Annotated in this window: 13 protein-coding genes; 6 read left to right on the plus strand and 7 right to left on the minus strand. The window is 73.0% G+C overall.

Going from position 1 to position 16,299, the window contains the following annotated elements:
• Positions 1-17 precede the first annotated feature (17 nt).
• Together ACGFZA_RS17625 and ACGFZA_RS17630 are read right to left on the minus strand one after the other, a co-directional pair.
• Positions 18-1,469: a carboxyl transferase domain-containing protein gene (locus ACGFZA_RS17625; protein ID WP_393680024.1), complete on the minus strand. Its 1,452-nt coding sequence runs from the start codon at positions 1,467-1,469 to the stop codon at positions 18-20.
• Positions 1,462-2,919, minus strand: coding sequence for an acyl-CoA synthetase (locus tag ACGFZA_RS17630; protein ID WP_393680026.1), 1,458 nt, complete (start codon positions 2,917-2,919; stop codon positions 1,462-1,464). Before ACGFZA_RS17630 ends, ACGFZA_RS17625 begins: the two co-directional genes overlap by 8 nt.
• 450 nt (positions 2,920-3,369) lie before the next feature.
• Between ACGFZA_RS17630 and ACGFZA_RS17635 the strand changes: the two genes are divergently transcribed.
• On the plus strand, positions 3,370-5,832 hold the full coding sequence (locus ACGFZA_RS17635) for a PQQ-dependent sugar dehydrogenase (RefSeq protein WP_385283692.1): 2,463 nt from the start codon (positions 3,370-3,372) through the stop codon (positions 5,830-5,832).
• A gap of 7 nt (positions 5,833-5,839) precedes the next feature.
• The gene (locus tag ACGFZA_RS17640) at positions 5,840-8,023 is read left to right on the plus strand and encodes a ThuA domain-containing protein (protein ID WP_393680029.1); all 2,184 of its coding nucleotides are present in this window, start codon (positions 5,840-5,842) and stop codon (positions 8,021-8,023) included.
• Between the two features lie 68 nt (positions 8,024-8,091).
• Here the strand turns inward: ACGFZA_RS17640 and ACGFZA_RS17645 are convergent, their stop codons facing one another.
• Positions 8,092-9,306 carry an MFS transporter gene (locus ACGFZA_RS17645; protein WP_393680032.1) on the minus strand — a complete coding sequence of 405 codons (1,215 nt, stop codon included), beginning with the start codon at positions 9,304-9,306 and terminating at the stop codon, positions 8,092-8,094.
• A gap of 133 nt (positions 9,307-9,439) precedes the next feature.
• Between ACGFZA_RS17645 and ACGFZA_RS17650 the strand changes: the two genes are divergently transcribed.
• Positions 9,440-9,871, plus strand: coding sequence for an Lrp/AsnC family transcriptional regulator (locus ACGFZA_RS17650; protein WP_326736033.1), 432 nt, complete (start codon positions 9,440-9,442; stop codon positions 9,869-9,871).
• Here ACGFZA_RS17650 and ACGFZA_RS17655 read toward each other — a convergent pair.
• From ACGFZA_RS17655 to ACGFZA_RS17665, 3 genes are all read right to left on the minus strand, one after another.
• On the minus strand, positions 9,849-11,432 hold the full coding sequence (locus ACGFZA_RS17655; protein ID WP_393680034.1) for a GAF domain-containing protein: 1,584 nt from the start codon (positions 11,430-11,432) through the stop codon (positions 9,849-9,851). The genes ACGFZA_RS17650 and ACGFZA_RS17655 overlap by 23 nt on opposite strands.
• Positions 11,433-11,450: 18 nt before the next feature.
• A complete protein-coding gene (locus ACGFZA_RS17660) occupies positions 11,451-12,488 on the minus strand; it encodes a rod shape-determining protein (RefSeq protein WP_385283704.1) in 1,038 nt (345 codons plus the stop codon).
• A 136-nt stretch (positions 12,489-12,624) separates the two neighbouring features.
• Positions 12,625-13,203, minus strand: a complete 579-nt coding sequence (locus ACGFZA_RS17665; protein WP_393680037.1) for a hypothetical protein — start codon at positions 13,201-13,203, stop codon at positions 12,625-12,627.
• A gap of 78 nt (positions 13,204-13,281) precedes the next feature.
• Between ACGFZA_RS17665 and ACGFZA_RS17670 the strand changes: the two genes are divergently transcribed.
• Positions 13,282-14,061 (plus strand): hypothetical protein, encoded by a 780-nt coding sequence (locus ACGFZA_RS17670; RefSeq protein ID WP_393680039.1) that lies wholly within the window; start codon positions 13,282-13,284, stop codon positions 14,059-14,061.
• A 59-nt stretch (positions 14,062-14,120) separates the two neighbouring features.
• Here the strand turns inward: ACGFZA_RS17670 and ACGFZA_RS17675 are convergent, their stop codons facing one another.
• Positions 14,121-14,567, minus strand: a complete 447-nt coding sequence (locus tag ACGFZA_RS17675) for a MarR family winged helix-turn-helix transcriptional regulator (RefSeq protein WP_385283711.1) — start codon at positions 14,565-14,567, stop codon at positions 14,121-14,123.
• A 130-nt stretch (positions 14,568-14,697) separates the two neighbouring features.
• On the opposite strand from ACGFZA_RS17675, the gene ACGFZA_RS17680 reads away from it, so the two are divergent.
• Together ACGFZA_RS17680 and ACGFZA_RS17685 are read left to right on the plus strand one after the other, a co-directional pair.
• Positions 14,698-15,717, plus strand: coding sequence for an NADP-dependent oxidoreductase (locus ACGFZA_RS17680; protein WP_385283714.1), 1,020 nt, complete (start codon positions 14,698-14,700; stop codon positions 15,715-15,717).
• Between the two features lie 89 nt (positions 15,718-15,806).
• Positions 15,807-16,235, plus strand: coding sequence for an organic hydroperoxide resistance protein (locus tag ACGFZA_RS17685; protein WP_385283717.1), 429 nt, complete (start codon positions 15,807-15,809; stop codon positions 16,233-16,235).
• Positions 16,236-16,299: the final 64 nt, after the last annotated feature.

The raw sequence follows: 16,299 nt of genomic DNA on the forward strand, positions 1-16,299 counted from the left end.
TGCGCGCCGGACACGGGTCAGGGCCCCGGCCGGTCCGCCCGGACGACGGAACGGACCACCGAGCGGGCGACGCCGAGGTCCACCAGGTCCTGTGGGCGCAGCCGCAGCTGGTCGGCCGTGGCGTGCACCCGGTCCGGGGTGCGTTTCAGGATCGCCGCGGCGAGCTCCGGGGCGATGACGGAGAAGTAGCTGTCCGCGGTGACATGGGTGTTGTCCGGCGCCGCCAGGGCCAGCGCCCCGCCCGAGCCTCCTTCGCCGATCACCAGGGTGGTGACGGGGACCCCGGCCGCGGCCACCGCCGCGAAGGCGTCGGCGATGGCCGCTCCCGCACCGGCCCGCTCCGCCTCCGCGTCATTGGCCGCGCCCGGGGTGTCGACCAGGGTCAGGACCGGGACCCCGAGCCGGTCGGCCAGCCTGATCACCCGGGCCGCGGTGCGGTAGCCGGCCGGCCGGGTCGCCGTGCCGCACTGCGCCACGTACGCGACCGGCTCACCCTCGTGCAGCCCGAAGCCGCACAGCAGCCCCGGGTCCGTGCCGCCGCAGCGGTCCCCGCTCAGCGGGAGCCGGAGGCCGAAGTAGGCGTTCAGATACGCCTCGGCGTGCGGTCTGTCCGCGGACCGGGCCCGGAGCACGGCGTCCCAGCCGGTCCCGGGGAGCCCCCTCGTGGTGAAGGCGGCCGGGACCGGGGCGGGGGCCGGCGGGGTGTCGCGGTGGGCGAGCAGCCGGAGCCAGTGGCCCACCGTGGCCGCCAGCTCGCCGGGCGGGACGACCGCGTCGATCTGGCCGGCCGTCAGCTGGCCCTCGGCGGTGTAGGCACCGGGGTCCGCGCCGTCCGGCCGTACCCGGGATCCGGCGAACCCGACCTGTGCCCCCGGCAGCGCCAGGATCACATCGGCGCCCGCCCCCAGAGTGGCCCAGCCACCGCCGGTCGTGGGGTCGCGCAGGACCGCGAGCTGGGCCGGGCCGGCCGCGCGCAGCCGGGCCGACGCACGGGCCACCCGGTGCAGCTGGGTGAGGGCGATCATGCCCTCCTGCATCCGGCTGCCGCCCGTCGCGATGAGCGAGACGAGGGGAAGGCGCTTAACCGTGGCCTCCTCGTACGCCGCCTCCAGCCGGTCGCCCGTGCGCTGTCCGAGCGAGCCGCCCAGGAAGCCGAACTCGAAGGAGATCAGCACGCAGGTCCGGCCGCCGACCGTGGCGGTGCCGTGGACGACGGACTCCTGCTCGCCGGTACGGGCGGTGGCCCGGGCCCGGGAGTCGGCGTACCCGGACCAGTCGAGCGGTCCGTCGGCCGCGGGGCCCCGGTCGGGTGCGCCGTGCGGGCCGGGCGTGTGGGTCACGGGAGACGTGGTGGTCCCCGCAGGCGCGGCGGACTCGGCAGATCTGGTGGCCCCCGAAGGCGCGGCGGACTCGGTGAAGTCGGTCGTCAGTGCGGCGATCGCCTCCCGGGCCGTCAGCCGGTCAGCCATGGAGGGACCGCTTCATGATCTTGCCCAGGTCGTTGCGCGGCAGGGCGTCCAGATAGCGGACCGTGCGCGGGCGCTTGTGCGGGGAGAGCTGGGCGGCGACGTGGTCGGCCAGCTCGGCGGCCGAGGGCGGGGCGGCGGGATCGGCCGGTACCACCCAGGCGACGACCCGCTCGCCCAGGTCCGGGTCCGGTTCGCCGGTGACGGCGGCCTCGCGGACGCCCGGGTGCTCCAGGAGCGCGTTCTCGATCTCGCCGGCGCCGATCTTGTAGCCGCCGCTCTTGATCAGGTCGGTGGCCTTGCGGCCGACGATCCGTACGTACCCGTCGGGGTCGAGCGTGGCCATGTCGCCGGTGCGGAACCAGCCGTCGGCGGTGAGGGCCGCGGCCGTGGCGTCGGGGCGGTTCAGATACCCGGTGAACAGGTTCGGGCCGCGGACCTGGATCTCGCCGATGGACGCGGGGTCCGCGAGCGGAGTGCCGTCCTCCTCCACCAGGCGGAGTTCGACGCCGCGCAGCGGGGCGCCGACCGTGCCGGGACGCGGTTCGCCGTCGGCCCGGACGCCCGTGTTCATCAGCGTCTCCGTCATGCCGTACCGCTCGATGACCCGGCGGCCGGTCGCGGCCGCGATCCGTTCGTGGTCGTGGACCGGCAGCGCGGCCGAGCCGGAGACGAGCAGCCGGGCCCCCGCGAGCGCCTTGGCGAGGCCCTCGGACGCCGACGGGTCCGCAAGCGCTTCCGCCAGCCGGTGGTACATCGTCGGGACGCCGAACAGCATCGTGCCGCCGGAGCCCAGTTCCCGGGCCACGCCCTCGGTGGAGAACCGGCCGAGATGGCGCACCGAACCGCCCCGCCGCAGCGGGCCGAGGATGCCGAGGATCAGGCCGTGCACATGGAACAGCGGCAGGGCGTGGACGAGGACGTCGTCCCCGGTCCACTGCCAGGCGTCCTCCAGCGCGTCCAGGGAGGCGGCGATCGCCCGGCGGGGCAGGACGGCCCCCTTGGGCGGGCCGGTGGTGCCGGACGTGTAGACGACCAGGGCGGGGGACTCGGGGGAGGGGTCGGGGAACCGCGAGTCCGTGGGGGGCCGGGCCGTCACGGACACGTCGATCCGTCGCAGCCCGGCCAGTGCGGGCGGCAGTACGTCCTCGGCCGCGGCCAGCACGGCCGAGGGCGCGCTGTCGGCGACGATGTGCGCCAGTTCCCGCTCGCCCGTCTTCGGATTGAGCGGTACGGCGGGCACCCCCGCCCGTAGCGCGGCGACCACCGCGACCACGGTCTCCGGGGCGGGGGTGGCCCAGACAGCGACCCGCCCGGCGCCGGCGACGCGGGCCGCCAGCGCATCCGCCGATGCTGCCAACTGTGCGTAGGTGAGGGTCAGTTCGCCGAAACGGATGGCTTCGCGGGAAGCCGTCGGGCCGGCCGTGTCCTGGAGTGCAGGCAAGAGTGGCATCACGCCGCGAAGCCTAACGACCGGTGCGCGGGAGCGGGCGGGCTCGCGACGCCCCGCGGCTCCGTCTCCGGCGCCGTCGGCGTCCGGTTTCGCGCCCCTCCTCCGGCTTGGACGCGAAGCCGTGTGACGCCGCTCGCCGACCCCTCCCTGTCGCGCTCCGGACCGTCATCCGGTGAAGCGCTTCCGGCCCCGGAGCCTCGCTCGAACCGCGGCGCGGGTGGCTGTACGGGGCACCCGAGAGGGATTTGGTTGTGACCTTGACAAATTAATTTTGCGTTGCCAGCATGCAAAAAGTTCACTCCGTCCGAGCATTCCGGCGTGTCCGGGAAGAAAAAACCTGGTCGCCCCACCTGGTCATGTCTCGTTGCTCGTCCGGCCGCACACGCACGTCGCAAAGCGCGACAGCGCCTTGCCTGACAACCCCACGCACCGTCAGGAAGGAACGCGTTCATGTTCTTGTCTCCCCCACTGTGGTCCAGAGTCGTCACCGCGCTGACTCTGGTGGCCACCGGTGGACTCGCCGCCGGCACCGCGGCCGCCGCACCCCCCGCCCCCACCGCGGTCCACGCCCCGGCCGATATTCCCGCCGCCGACTACCAGCAGGTCCAACTTGCCCTGGGCGCCGACGAACTGGGCGAGGCCATGTCCCTCGCCGTCCTCCCGGACCGCTCGGTCGTCCACACCGCCCGCGACGGCACGGTCCGCCTCACCGACGCCTCCGGGGCGACGAAGACCGCCGCCGAGCTCAAGGTCTACACACACGACGAGGAAGGGCTCCAGGGCGTCGCGGCCGACCCGGACTTCGCGAACAACCGCTACCTCTACCTCTATTACTCGCCCGCCCTGAACACCCCGGCCGGCGACGCCCCCGTCACCGGCTCCGCCGCCGACTTCGAGGCATGGAAGGGGCACCTCAACCTCTCCAGGTTCACGCTGAAGGCCGACGGCACCCTGGACACCGCGAGCGAGAAGGTCCTCCTCGAAGTCGCCAACGACCGCGGCCAGTGCTGCCACGTGGGCGGCGACATCGACTTCGACGCGGCCGGGAACCTCTATCTGACCACCGGCGACGACACCAACCCCTTCGAGTCGAGCGGTTACGCGCCGATCGACGAACGCACCGAACGCAACCCGCAGTTCGACGCCCAGCGCTCCTCGGGCAACACCAACGACCTGCGCGGCAAGCTGTTGCGGATCAAGCCCACCGCCGACGGCGGTTACACGATCCCGGCGGGCAACCTCTTCGCCCCCGGTACCGCCGCGACCCGCCCGGAGATCTACGCGATGGGCTTCCGCAACCCGTTCCGGATGTCCGTCGACAAGCCCACCGGCACCGTCTACATCGGCGACTACGGCCCCGACGCCGGCACCACGGACGCCGGCCGCGGCCCCAGCGGCCAGGTGGAGTTCGACCGGGTCACCGGCCCCGGCAACTTCGGCTGGCCGTACTGCACGGGCACCAACACCGCGTCGGAGACGTACAACGAGTACACCTTCCCGAGCGGCCCGTCCGGCGCGAAGTACGACTGTGCGGGCGGCCCCGCCAACAACTCCTTCCGCAACACCGGTCAGCCGAAGCTCCCCGCCGTGCAGCCCGCCTGGATCAGGTACGCGGGGGACGCGGGCTCCCCGCCGGAGTTCGGCGGCGGCTCCGAATCGCCGATGGCCGGTCCGGTCTACCACTACGACGCGAACCTCCCGTCGTCGGTGAAGTTCCCCGCATCGCTCGACGGCCGCTTCTTCGCCACCGAGTACGGCCGCAAGTGGATCAAGCCGGTCGAGGTGAAAGCCGACGGCTCACCCGGGACGATCGAGACCTTCCCCTGGACCGGGACCCAGGTCATGGACTCCGCGTTCGGCCCGGACGGTGCGCTGTACGTCCTGGACTACGGCACCGGCTCCGGCAACCAGGCGCTCTACCGCGTCGAGTACCTGGCGGGCAGCAACCGTTCGCCGGTCGCCAAGGCCGCGGCGGACCGCACCTCCGGACCCACCCCGCTCGCCGTCGCCTTCTCGGCGGCCGGCAGCGCGGACCCCGAGGGCGGGGCGCTGGGCTACGCCTGGGACTTCGGTGACGGTGCCACCTCCACCGAGGCCGACCCGCACCACACCTACACCACCGCCGGCACCTTCCACCCGACCCTGAAGGTCACCGACCCCGACGGGCTCACGGGCACGGCCAGCCTCGTCGTGACGGCCGGCAACACCGCCCCCACCGTCACGCTGACGGCCCCGGCCGACGGAGCGCTCTTCTCCTTCGGCGACTCCGTGCCCTTCACCGTCACCGTCACCGACCCGGAGGACGGCACGGTCGACTGCGCGAAGGTGAAGGTCACCTATCTGCTCGGCCACGACAGCCACCGCCACCAGATCACCTCGAAGAACGGCTGCTCCGGCACCATCGACGTCCCCGTCGACGGTGAGCACGACAGCGCCGCCAACATCTACGGGGTCTTCGACGCCGAGTACACCGACGCGGGCGGCCTGACCACGCACAGCGACAGCGTCCTGCAGCCGCGCCACCGCCAGGCCGAGCACTTCGCCGCCCAGTCCGGCATCGAGCCCGCCCAGCACGGCGCGGCCGAGGGCGGCGCCACCGTCGGCTTCACCGACGACGGCGACTGGATCTCCTTCGCCCCGTACGCCCTGGGCAACGCCACCGGCATCTCGGCCAGGGTCTCGTCCGCGGGACCCGGCGGCACCATCGAGGTCCGCGCGGGCTCCGCCACGGGCACGCTGCTCTCCACCCTGACCGTCCCTCCCACCGGCGGCTGGGAGACCTTCACGGACGTGTCGGCCGGCCTCGGCAACGTCCCCGCCGGCTCCACCGGACTCTTCCTCGTCTTCAAGGGCCCCACGGGCCAGGGGAATCTGTTCGACATCGACGCCTTCACCTTCGAGACGGAAGGGTGATCCACGGATGAGACGCCAACTGGCCCGGCACGCACGCCATGTCGCGTGCGCCGCCGCACTGGCCCTCGGCGCGGCCTTCCTGGCCCCCGCCCCCGCAGGGGCCGCGGCTGCCGCCGACCCGTACGACGTGCTGGTCTTCTCCAAGACTGCCGGATTCCGACACGACTCCATCCCGGCCGGCATCACCGCCATCCGGGAACTCGGCACGGCGGACGGTTTCACCGTCACGGCCACCGAGGACGCGGGGGCCTTCACCCCGCAGAACCTCGCGGGCTACGAGGCGGTGGTCTTCCTCAGCACCACGGGCGACGTCCTGGACAGCGCGCAGCAGGACGCGCTGTCGGCGTACGTCGACGGGGGCGGCGGATTCGTCGGCGTCCACGCGGCCGCCGACACGGAGTACGACTGGCCCGCGTACGAGCACCTCGTCGGCGCCTGGTTCAAGAGCCATCCGGCGATCCAGCAGGCGAAGGTCGTCACCGAGGACCACGCCCACCCGGCCACCGCGCACCTCGACGACGTGTGGACCCGGTCCGACGAGCTGTACAACTACCGCACCAACCCGCGCGCCGACGTCCACGTGCTCCAGACCCTGGACGAAAGCAGCTACACCGGCGGGGAGATGGGCGACGACCACCCGATCACCTGGTGCCACCCGCAGCAGCAGGGGCGGTCCTTCTACACCGGGCTCGGCCACACCATCGAGTCCTACAGTGATCCGGACTTCCGGCAGCTGCTGCTCGGCGGCATCCAGTACGCGGCCGGCGCGGCGCAGGCCGACTGCGGCTCAGGAAGCACGGACCCGGATGACGACCCCGTGGAGGCGGAGTCGTACACCTCCTCGTCCGGTGTGCAGAGCGCCGCGCACGCCGGGGCCGGCGGCGGGGCCACCCTCGGGTACATCGACAACGGCGACTGGGCGGGCTACGCCTCCGTCGACACGGCCGGGGCGGCCTCCTTCACCGCCAGGGTCTCCTCGGCCGGGGCGGGCGGCACCATCGAGGTCCGCTCCGGATCGGCCACCGGGCCGGTCCTCGGATCGGTGGCCGTCGCCCCGACCGGCGGCTGGGAGACGTTCACGGAGGTCACCGGCACCCTCACGGCCGCCGGTTCGGGACCACTGTTCCTGCGCTTCACCGGGGGAGCGGGGGCACTCTTCGACATCGACAGCTTCACCCTGGCCGAGGGGACACCGGCCGCGGCGTCGGGCTCCTCCGACGTGCACCTCTTCTACTACCCCTGGTACGGCACCCCGGAGACGAACGGCAGCTGGCGGCACTGGGAACAGGGCGGCCACACCCCGCCCGACGACATCGGCGCCGACCTGTACCCGAAGCTCGGCCCGTACGACTCCGGTGACACCGCCGGGGCCGTCGAACAGCACATGAAGTGGATCGAGCGCTCGGGCGCGGGCGTCATCGTCTACAGCTGGTGGGGGCGCGGCGGGTACGAGGACTCCCTCGCCGGCCAGGTCCTGGCCGCCGCCGCCCGGCACGGGATCAAGGTCGCCTGGCACATCGAGCCGTACAGCGGCAGGACCGCGGCGTCCGTGGTCGACGACATCGCCTACCTGAACAGCACGTACGGCGACAGCCCCGCCTACTACCGGGACGCGGAGCACGGCAACCGCCCGGCCTTCTACGTCTTCGAGAGCCTGCGGATCCAGGACTGGTCGGCCCTGGACGCCGTACGGGACAGTGCCATCGTCCTCGCGCAGACCACCGACACCACCAAGGTCGCGCACTTCGGCGGGATCTACACCTACGACGGCATCGCGGGCGCCACCGCCCCCGGCTGGCAGCAGGCAGGGGCGTACGCGCAGGCCAACGGTCTCGTCTGGGCGCCCTCGGTGGCCCCCGGCTACATCGACGACCGTGCCGTACCCGGCAACACCACACCCACCCTGGGCCGGGACGACGGCGCCGCCTACGACCTGGAGTGGAGCAACGCGCTCGACCCCGCCATCGGCGGATCACCCACCTGGGTCTCCGTCACCTCCTTCAACGAATGGCACGAAGGCAGCCCGATCGAACCCGCGTCGAGCACCCCGCCCGCAGGACACGGCTACCTGACCTACGAAGGGGCCTACGGCAAGACCGGGGCGGCCGCCGAGACGGCCTACCTCGACCGGACGGCCTACTGGGCCGAACGGTTCGAGCAGCAGCGCGCGGCGGCCCCCGCCCCGCACTGACCCGGCCCACGACGAACGGCAGCGTCCCGGCGGGGCCGCTGCCGTTCTTTGCTTGCCGCGGGGGCGTCTCAGGCGTCCCGCTGAATGGTCCGCATCCGCCCGTACGCGTACACGCAGCCCGCCAGCGCCAGGTCGGACAGCAGCATGAAGCCGATCGAGTAGGAGCCCTTCGCGCTGTAGATCGCACCCATCACCAGCGGCGGGACGAAGCCGCCGAGGCCGCCCATCGCGCCGACGATGCCGGTGACACTGCCCACCTTCGCCTGCGGGGTCACCTGCGAGACCAGGGCGAAGACGCTGCCGCTCGCGGTGCCGAGCCCGGCCGCCATGACGAGCAGGGCGATCGTGCCGCCGGGCACCAGCTTCGGGTCGAAGGCCTGGACGATGGCCATCAGGGCGGCGACGCCCAGCGCGGCCGAGGAGACCAGGGCCGGGTGCATCCGGTCCGAGAGCCAGCCGCCGATCGGCCGGAAGATGACGGTGACCAGGGCGAAGCCGGCGGCCTTCGTGCCGGCGTCGGTCGGCGAGAGCTCGTACCAGGTCTTCAGGTACGTCGGCAGATAGACGCCGAAGGCGACGATGCCGCCGAAGCCGATCGCGTACAGGGCGGACAGCTCCCAGGTGACGCGCAGCCGCCCCGCCGCTCCCAGCCGATGGGCCAGTGTGTCGGTCGGCACCTGGCGGCCGGGCCGGTCGCTGATCAGCACCGCCGCCAGCGCCGCGAACACCACGAGCGCCGCGGCGACCACGAGGAACGGCAGGTTGTCGCCGTGCTTGGCGATCCGCGGGGTGAAGTAGCCGGACAGGGCGACGCCGCCCATGCCCATGCCGAACACGCCGAGCGCGAGGCCGCGGTCGGCGGGCGGGAACCAGGAGTTGACCAGGGGGATGCCGATCGCGAACGTCGTCCCGCCCAGCCCCAGCAGAAAGCCCACGGCCAGCATCGCGCCGTAGGAGTCCTTCGCCGGGATCAGCAGCAGCACCGGCACGATCGTGAGCGCCGAGACCAGCGGGAACATCAGCCGCGCACCGTACTTGTCGGTGAGCGCGCCCACCGGGATGCGGCCCAGCGAGCCGACGAGCACCGGAACGGCGACCAGCAGGGACTGCTGGAACGAACTCAGACCCAGCCGGTCCTTGTAGTCGGCGGACATGGGCGCGATCAGGTTCCAGGCCCAGAAGGTGAGCGCGAAGCCGATCGTGGCCATCACGAGGTTGCGGTAGGCGGCGCCGGAGGGCTTCTCGGTGGCCGGGGCTGGTGACTGCTTCGCTGCTGTGTCCACACAGTCAGTCAAGTGCGCGGGCGGGCCGTGGGCCCGTCGGGTTACTCCGAACGTGAGGCCCGCGACGGCCGTGTCCCATGGGCGGCCGGCGTCTCCGCAGTCGCGATCGGCCCGGAGCTGGGACAATCGCGGTATGGACCGTCTGGACAGGGAAATCCTCGGCGTTCTCCAGGAGGACGCGCGGATCTCGTACCGCGATCTGGGCACACGGGTCGGGCTCAGCGCCAACGCGGCGGCCGACCGGGTGCGCCGGCTGCGCCGGGACGGTGTCATCCGCGGCTTCACCGTGATCATCGACCCCGCCGCCGACACCAGGACCGGACTCGTCGTCTTCATCGACGTGACCCTGCGGACGGACACCACCAACGAGGTGTTCGAACGGGCGGTGCTGACCCTGCCCGGAATCACCGAAGTGGTCCATGTGACGGGCGGGCACGACTACCTCGTACGGGCCACGGCCGCCGACACCGCGGCCCTGGACGGGCTGCTGCGCAGACTCAAGCGAGAGGCGGGCGTCGCCCACTCCAGCACCAGGATCGCGCTCAGAGCGGCGCCTGCCAGATGACGGTCGGCGCGCGCGAACCGTCGGGTTCGCGCCCGTCGTCGGCGACCGAGAGGCGGACCCCGGCCCGGCCGTCGGGCAGCACGGCCGTCGCGTCCACCTCCACCTCGATCGCCGACACCCCGGCCCGCCGGTGCGCGGCCGCCAGCGCACCGCGCAGCGCGGCGAGCAGCTGTCCGTCCACCGGGTCCCGCACGAGCGCGTCCACCGCACCGGCGAAGTGCACCGAGGGCGGGAACCCGAGGACGGCGGCCGCGCCGCTGGTCTCCCGCAGCACCCGGCCCCGGAAGGTGGCGGGGGCCTCGGCGGGCGGCTGCTGAAGGGCGAAGATGGCCGTCCGCACCTCCTGGATCGTGGAGTCCAGCTCGTCGACGGCCCGGCCGAGCAGCTCGTCCGTGTCCTCGGCACGGGCCCGGCGGCGGGTCGATTCCAGCATCATCTCGGTGGCGAACAGCCGCTGGACGACGAGATCGTGCAGGTCGCGGGCGATCCGGTCCCGGTCCTCGTACACCGCGAGCTGTTCGCGGTCGTGCTGGGAGTCGGCCAGGACCAGGGCGAGCGCGGCCTGCGAGGCGAACTGCGAGGCCAGCAGCCGGTCCACGTCCGTGTACGGACGGGCGCCGCGCCGGCGGGGCAGGGCCAGGGTGCCGATGAGCCGCCCGCCGCTCTGCAGCGGCAGCATCATGCTGGGTCCGAAGCGGGACCGTACCGGGGTGGTCATCCGGGGATCGGTCGCCGAGTCGTCGACGAAGACCGCCTCGCCGCCCAGCAGCTGGACCAGGACGGGGGAGCCGGGGGCGATCGCCGTCCCCACGAGCCCGGCCGGGTCCTCCAGGGTGGACGCGACGACGATCTCCATGCCGCCCTCCTCGTCGGGCTGGAGGATCACCCCGGCCGACGCGTCGCTGAGGACCCTGGCCCGTTCCGCCACGGTCATCAGGGCGTCGGAGGCGTTCTCGCCGGTCAGCAGGGTGTTGGTGACCGCGGCGGCGCCCTCGATCCAGCGCTCCCGCTGCCGGGCGCTCTCGTACAGCCGGGCGTTGCCGATCGCGATGCCGGCCTGCGCGGCGAGGACGCGGAGCAGCGTCATGTCGGTGTCGGTGAAGTGCCCGGTGTCCTTCTCGGCGAGGTAGATGTTCCCGAACACCCTGTGGTGGACGCGGATCGGGGAGCCGAGGAACGAGCGCATCGGGGGGTGCCCGGGCGGTACGCCGCAGGAGCGGGGGTCGGCGGTCAGGTCGTCGGAGCGCAGCGGTTGCGCGTGTTCGATGAGCTCGCCGAGCAGGCCCGTGTGCCCGTCGGGGAGGCCGCCGACGGCTGCCCGTTCGCTCTCGCTCAGCCCGGTGACGAACAGCTCGCTGATCTTTCCGCTCCCGGGGTCCAGCACCCCGAGCGCCCCGTAGCGGGCCCCGGCGAGGGCGGTGGCGGTGTCGATGATCTGCTGCAGGGTGGTCCGCAGTTCGAGGGTGGTGCCGACGCGCAGCACCGCCTCCAGGAGGGCCGGCAGCCGCGGTGACTGCGGGACACCGCGGCCGGGCGTCCGCTCGGGTGGTTCGTCGGTCATCCGCCGGGCCCGTGGGGCTCAGCCGGCGAGCGGATCGAGGACCAGGGGGCTGATCTTGCCCTCCATCATGGCCCCGAGCCCCAGGACGGAGCAGACGTCGGGCCGTTCGGCGATGTGTACCGGCATGCCCGTCGCGTCGCGCAGCATCTGGTCCAGGCCGGGCAGCAGCGCGCTGCCGCCGACCATCATGATCCCGCAGTCGGCGAGGTCGGCCACCAGGTCGGGCGGGCAGTCCCGCAGGATCTTGCCCAGGCCGTCGAGGACCGCGGTCAGCGGCCGGTGGATCGCCTGACGCACCGCGGCGGTGTCGACCTCCACGGAGCGGGCCAGGCCGGTCGCCACGTCCCGGCCGTGGATCTCGGTCACCGAAGGGCCGTGCGGGGTCAGCCCGTTGCCGCTGAGCGCGAGCTGGAGGGGGCGCACGGACTGGCTCGGCAGCATCAGCTCGTGGAACTGGCGCAGGTGCTGGATCACCGCGTGGTCGATCGCGTCGCCGCCGATGGGGATCCGTACCGCGGTCACGATGGAACCGAGCGAGAGCACCGCGATCTGGGTGGTCGCGGCCCCGCACACCATGATCATGGTGGCGGTCGGCTGCTCGACCGGCAGTCCGCAGCCGACGGCCGCCGCGATCAGGGTGTCGACGAGCTCGACCCGGCGGGCCCCGAGGCCGACCAGGGTCTCGACGGCGGCGCGCTGGGCCAGCGGGTCGCTGTCGTGCGGGGTGCAGGCGGCGGCGCGCAGCCGCGGCTTGCGGCGCAGCTGGCGGCGGAGTTTCTCGCCGAGCAGATGGCGCAGCATGCGCTGGGCCATCTCGATGTCGACGACGGTTCCGCCGGAGACCGGGCGGGCCACCCGGATGTAGTCGGGGGTGCGGCCCGTCATCTGTTCGGCGAGCGCGCCGACGGCGATGAGCGAGCCCGTACGGGTGTTCACGGCGGCGACGCTCGGCTCGTCGACGACGAGCCCGAGCCCCTTGACGTACACCCGGGTACGGGCGGCCCCGAGGTCGACGGCGACATGGCAACGGCGCAACTGCTCAAGGCTGACGGTCACGGCAGGTTCTCCCGAGAGCGCTGATGGGGGGACCGACGGGCAGCCGGTTCTCTTCGCATCGTGCGCCGTTCGGGGGCATCGTGCGCGTTGGGATACGCCGGAGGAGGTACGGAGCTGACGGTGTGTCGGCCGTGGCTCAGCCGCCGGGCGGACCGGGGAGCAGCCGCTGGAACAGCCCCCAGGTGAACTCGGCGACGTACGGGGTGCCGGTGGCCGCGTCGGTGATCGCGAGGGCCCAGCGGGTCGGCGCGCTGCCCTCCATCGGACGGGCCGGCGCGAAGGCCCGGGCCACCTCGTTCACGGTGCACGACCAGGGGCGCAGCTCCTCGGCCGGGCCGAGCACGGGGGCGGCCGCGCCCGGGGCCCGGACCAGCCACTCGTTCCACACCGCGCCGCCCGGTGCCACCATCACCTCGAACCGCAGGTCCGGCCAGAGCGGTACCGGCCAGAACAGCGCGTCGCACTCCAGGTCGCCGACCGTGCGCCGCAGGGACGTCTCGGGCTCGCCGAGCACCGAGCGGTAGCGGCGCAGCGCCCCTCGCCCCCGGGGCGCCCGCGTCATGGCCTGCCAGCGCCGGTTGGCCTCGCGCATCTCGGCGAGGCCGGCGCTCAGCTCGTGCCGGGCGTCCTCGACGAGGCCGGGCTGGTGGTCGGCCATCCGGCGCAGCAGGACGAGCTGGAACTCGCGGGGGCCGAAGGGGGCTGCGGTGGTCATGGAATCAACGGTTCCACACAAGACCCTCACCTGAGCGGCTTTCTCCGTTGTCCGCCGGGCATCTAATCTGCGGGCGCCATGGATTACTGCCAGCCCTGTCAGCGACATCTCAACGGCGCCCTGGCCTGCGCCGGATGCGGAACCCCCGCGGAGGCGCTGAGCCCCTACGCCTTGTCGGCGTCCTTCGGCCACGAGCCGGAAGCGCGGGACGAACAGGCGGCGTCGCACCCGTCCGGGGGGCGCCGCCGCCGGGGGCACGACGCTGCCCGGACGCGGGGCGGTACGCACGGCGGACACGGTCCGGGCCGCAGGCGCGCGGAACCGGACGAGCGGCCGCGCCGGGGCCGCCGGGGCCGCAGCCGCCGGGGCCGTTCGGTCCTGCTGGTCCTCCTGGGTGTGGTCCTCGCGGCCGGTGCGCTGAGCCTGGCCGAGCTGGCGGCCGAACCGGACGGCGGTGACGGCGGCTCGGACTACGTACGCGAATCGACGTCCGTCACCACCGCTCCGGCCCCGGAACCGTCGGCGAGCGACACGGCCGAGCCGCCCGGACCGGTGAGGAGGCCCGTGGGCAGTCCCTCGGTCGTCCCGGCCACCGACGCCCACTCCCCGGACGCCGGCCCGACCGGCCGGGCCACGGCCGAGGCGCGCCCCGGCGGTGTCACCTCGGCCCCGGCTTCCGCCCCGGCCTCCGCACCGTCGTCGGCGGCTCCGTCGGTCACCACCGGCGGTCCGTCGGAGCCGGGCGGGCCGGGCGGCACCCCGCCGCCGTCCGAGACCCCGCCGCTGCCCACGCCCACCCCGACACCCGCGCCGACACCGTCGGACGACGCGTGCTGGTGGTTCCCGTGGTTCTGCTGAGGGGCCGGGCGCTCAGGTCCTGAGCGGGCCCTGAGCGAGCGCCGAGCAGGCCGGGGCGCTCAGGCGCTCGGCGCCGGCGGTTCCACGCCCAGCATCCGGCGCAGCAGGTCCCGCAGCACCGCGCGGTCCGTGTCGGAGAGGCCGGCCAGGGGCTCGCGGGCGAAGTCGAGGGAGGCGCGCAGCTCCCGGGCCGTCGTGGCGCCCTTCTCCGTGGGCGCGGCCAGCTTCACCCGCCGGTCGGCCGGGTCGGGTCGCCGTTCCACCAGGCCGCGTGCCTCCAGCCGGTCGACGATGCCGGTCACGTTCGACGGCTCGCACTTCAGCTTCTGGGCGATCCGGCGCATCGGCAGCGGATCCAGGGAGAGCAGCCCGAGGACCCGGGCCTGGGCGCCGGTGAGGCTGTGGGCTGCCGCGGCCTGCTCGTACTCCTCGTAGTAGCGCGCCACGACCGCGCCGATCAGCTCGACGACTTCGAGGGTCAGCGGGTCCGTACGAGGGGTGGCCATGACACCCAGGATAGCGGGTTACTTGACAAGGTGAAATATCCAGGCGCATGGTTGTTTCACATCATGAAGCTTTTCTGCTCCGGCCGAACGGCTTCCCGCACCCCCTAGGCATCGAGGAGACCCCGAGCCCATGTCTGCAACTCTTCCCACGTCCAGCCGTGAATGGCACCTCGTAGCCCGTCCGCACGGCTGGCCGAAGGCCGAGGATTTCGCACTGCGTGAGGCGCCGGTCACCGCTCCCGCCGAGGGCCGGGTCCTCGTCCGCAACCTGCACTTCTCGGTCGACCCGTACATGCGCGGCCGGATGAACGACGTGAAGTCCTACACCCCGCCCTTCAAGCTGGACCACCCCATGGAGGGCGGCGCGGTCGGCGAGGTCGTCGCATCCAACGCCGAGGGCTTCGCGGTCGGCGACCACGTCCTGCACGGTCTCGGCTGGCGCGAGTACGCCGACGTCCCCGCCAAGCACGCGGTGAAGGTCGACGCCTCCCTCGCCCCGCTCTCCGCCTACCTCGGCGTGCTCGGCATGACCGGGCTCACCGCCTACGCGGGCCTGTTCGACGTGGCCTCCTTCAAGGAGGGTGACGCGGTCTTCGTGTCCGGCGCGGCCGGTGCGGTCGGCAGCCAGGTCGGCCAGATGGCGAAGCTCAAGGGCGCCTCGCGCGTCATCGGCTCGGCCGGCTCCGACGAGAAGGTCAAGCTGCTCGTCGAGGAGTACGGCTTCGACGCCGCGTTCAACTACAAGAACGGCCCCGTCGCGCAGCAGCTGCGCGAGGCCGCCCCCGACGGCATCGACGTCTACTTCGACAACGTCGGCGGTGAGCACCTCGAAGCCGCGATCTCCTCGTTCAACGTGCACGGCCGCGCGACCATCTGCGGCATGATCGCCCAGTACAACGCGACCGAGCCGACCCCCGGTCCGCGCAACCTCGCCCTCGTCATCGGCAAGCGGCTGCGCCTGCAGGGCATGCTCGTCGGCGATCACGCCGATCTCCAGGGGCAGTTCGTCCAGGAGGTGGCCGGCTGGCTGGCCTCCGGCGAACTGAAGTACCGCGAGACGGTCGTCGAGGGCATCGAGAACGGCTTCGAGGCCTTCCTCGGTCTGCTCCGCGGCGAGAACACCGGAAAGATGATCGTCTCCCTCGGCTGAACCGCCCGTCGGAGCACCGGCTAGGCTCGCCCCAGGCCGTCGCGATCGTGGGCGCGAGTCGCGGCGCACCAGCAGGAGGAATCCTCAGCATGACCATTCAGGACATAGCCGTCGCGTACACCGCCGTCGCCACCGCTACGAACGGCCGTGACGGCCGCGTCGCCTCGGACGACGGCAAGCTCGACGTCGTCGTCAACCCGCCGAAGGAGATGGGCGGCAGCGGCGCGGGCACCAACCCGGAGCAGCTCTTCGCAGCGGGCTACAGCGCCTGCTTCCAGGGTGCGCTGGGTGTGGTGGCCCGCCAGGAGAAGGCGGACATCTCCGGATCCACGGTCACCGCCGCGGTCTCCATCGGCAAGACCGAGGCCGGTGGCTTCGGTCTGGAGGTCGCGATCACCGCGACCATCCCGAACGTCGACACGGCGACCGCGCAGGCGCTCATCGAGAAGGCCCACCAGGTGTGCCCCTACTCGAACGCCACGCGCGGCAACATCAAGGTGGAGCTCTCGGTCGCCTGACCGCCCGCACCGCCCGTACGCAGCCGAGGGCCGCACCCGTGAGGGTGCGGCCCTCGGCCGTTTC

The organism is Streptomyces sp. NPDC048211, from assembly GCF_043202315.1.
Classification (GTDB): domain Bacteria; phylum Actinomycetota; class Actinomycetes; order Streptomycetales; family Streptomycetaceae; genus Streptomyces.

What these genes read in the sequence shown, in the direction of transcription:
- ACGFZA_RS17665 (WP_393680037.1), bottom strand. Translation starts at nt 13,203, where the DNA reads ATGACCACCGCAGCCCCCTTCGGCCCCCGCGAGTTCCAGCTCGTCCTG.
- ACGFZA_RS17640 (WP_393680029.1), top strand. Translation starts at nt 5,840, where the DNA reads ATGAGACGCCAACTGGCCCGGCACGCACGCCATGTCGCGTGCGCCGCC.
- ACGFZA_RS17675 (WP_385283711.1), bottom strand. Translation starts at nt 14,567, where the DNA reads ATGGCCACCCCTCGTACGGACCCGCTGACCCTCGAAGTCGTCGAGCTG.
- ACGFZA_RS17680 (WP_385283714.1), top strand. Translation starts at nt 14,698, where the DNA reads ATGTCTGCAACTCTTCCCACGTCCAGCCGTGAATGGCACCTCGTAGCC.
- ACGFZA_RS17625 (WP_393680024.1), bottom strand. Translation starts at nt 1,469, where the DNA reads ATGGCTGACCGGCTGACGGCCCGGGAGGCGATCGCCGCACTGACGACC.
- ACGFZA_RS17670 (WP_393680039.1), top strand. Translation starts at nt 13,282, where the DNA reads ATGGATTACTGCCAGCCCTGTCAGCGACATCTCAACGGCGCCCTGGCC.
- ACGFZA_RS17685 (WP_385283717.1), top strand. Translation starts at nt 15,807, where the DNA reads ATGACCATTCAGGACATAGCCGTCGCGTACACCGCCGTCGCCACCGCT.
- ACGFZA_RS17650 (WP_326736033.1), top strand. Translation starts at nt 9,440, where the DNA reads ATGGACCGTCTGGACAGGGAAATCCTCGGCGTTCTCCAGGAGGACGCG.
- ACGFZA_RS17635 (WP_385283692.1), top strand. Translation starts at nt 3,370, where the DNA reads ATGTTCTTGTCTCCCCCACTGTGGTCCAGAGTCGTCACCGCGCTGACT.
- ACGFZA_RS17630 (WP_393680026.1), bottom strand. Translation starts at nt 2,919, where the DNA reads ATGCCACTCTTGCCTGCACTCCAGGACACGGCCGGCCCGACGGCTTCC.
- ACGFZA_RS17655 (WP_393680034.1), bottom strand. Translation starts at nt 11,432, where the DNA reads ATGACCGACGAACCACCCGAGCGGACGCCCGGCCGCGGTGTCCCGCAG.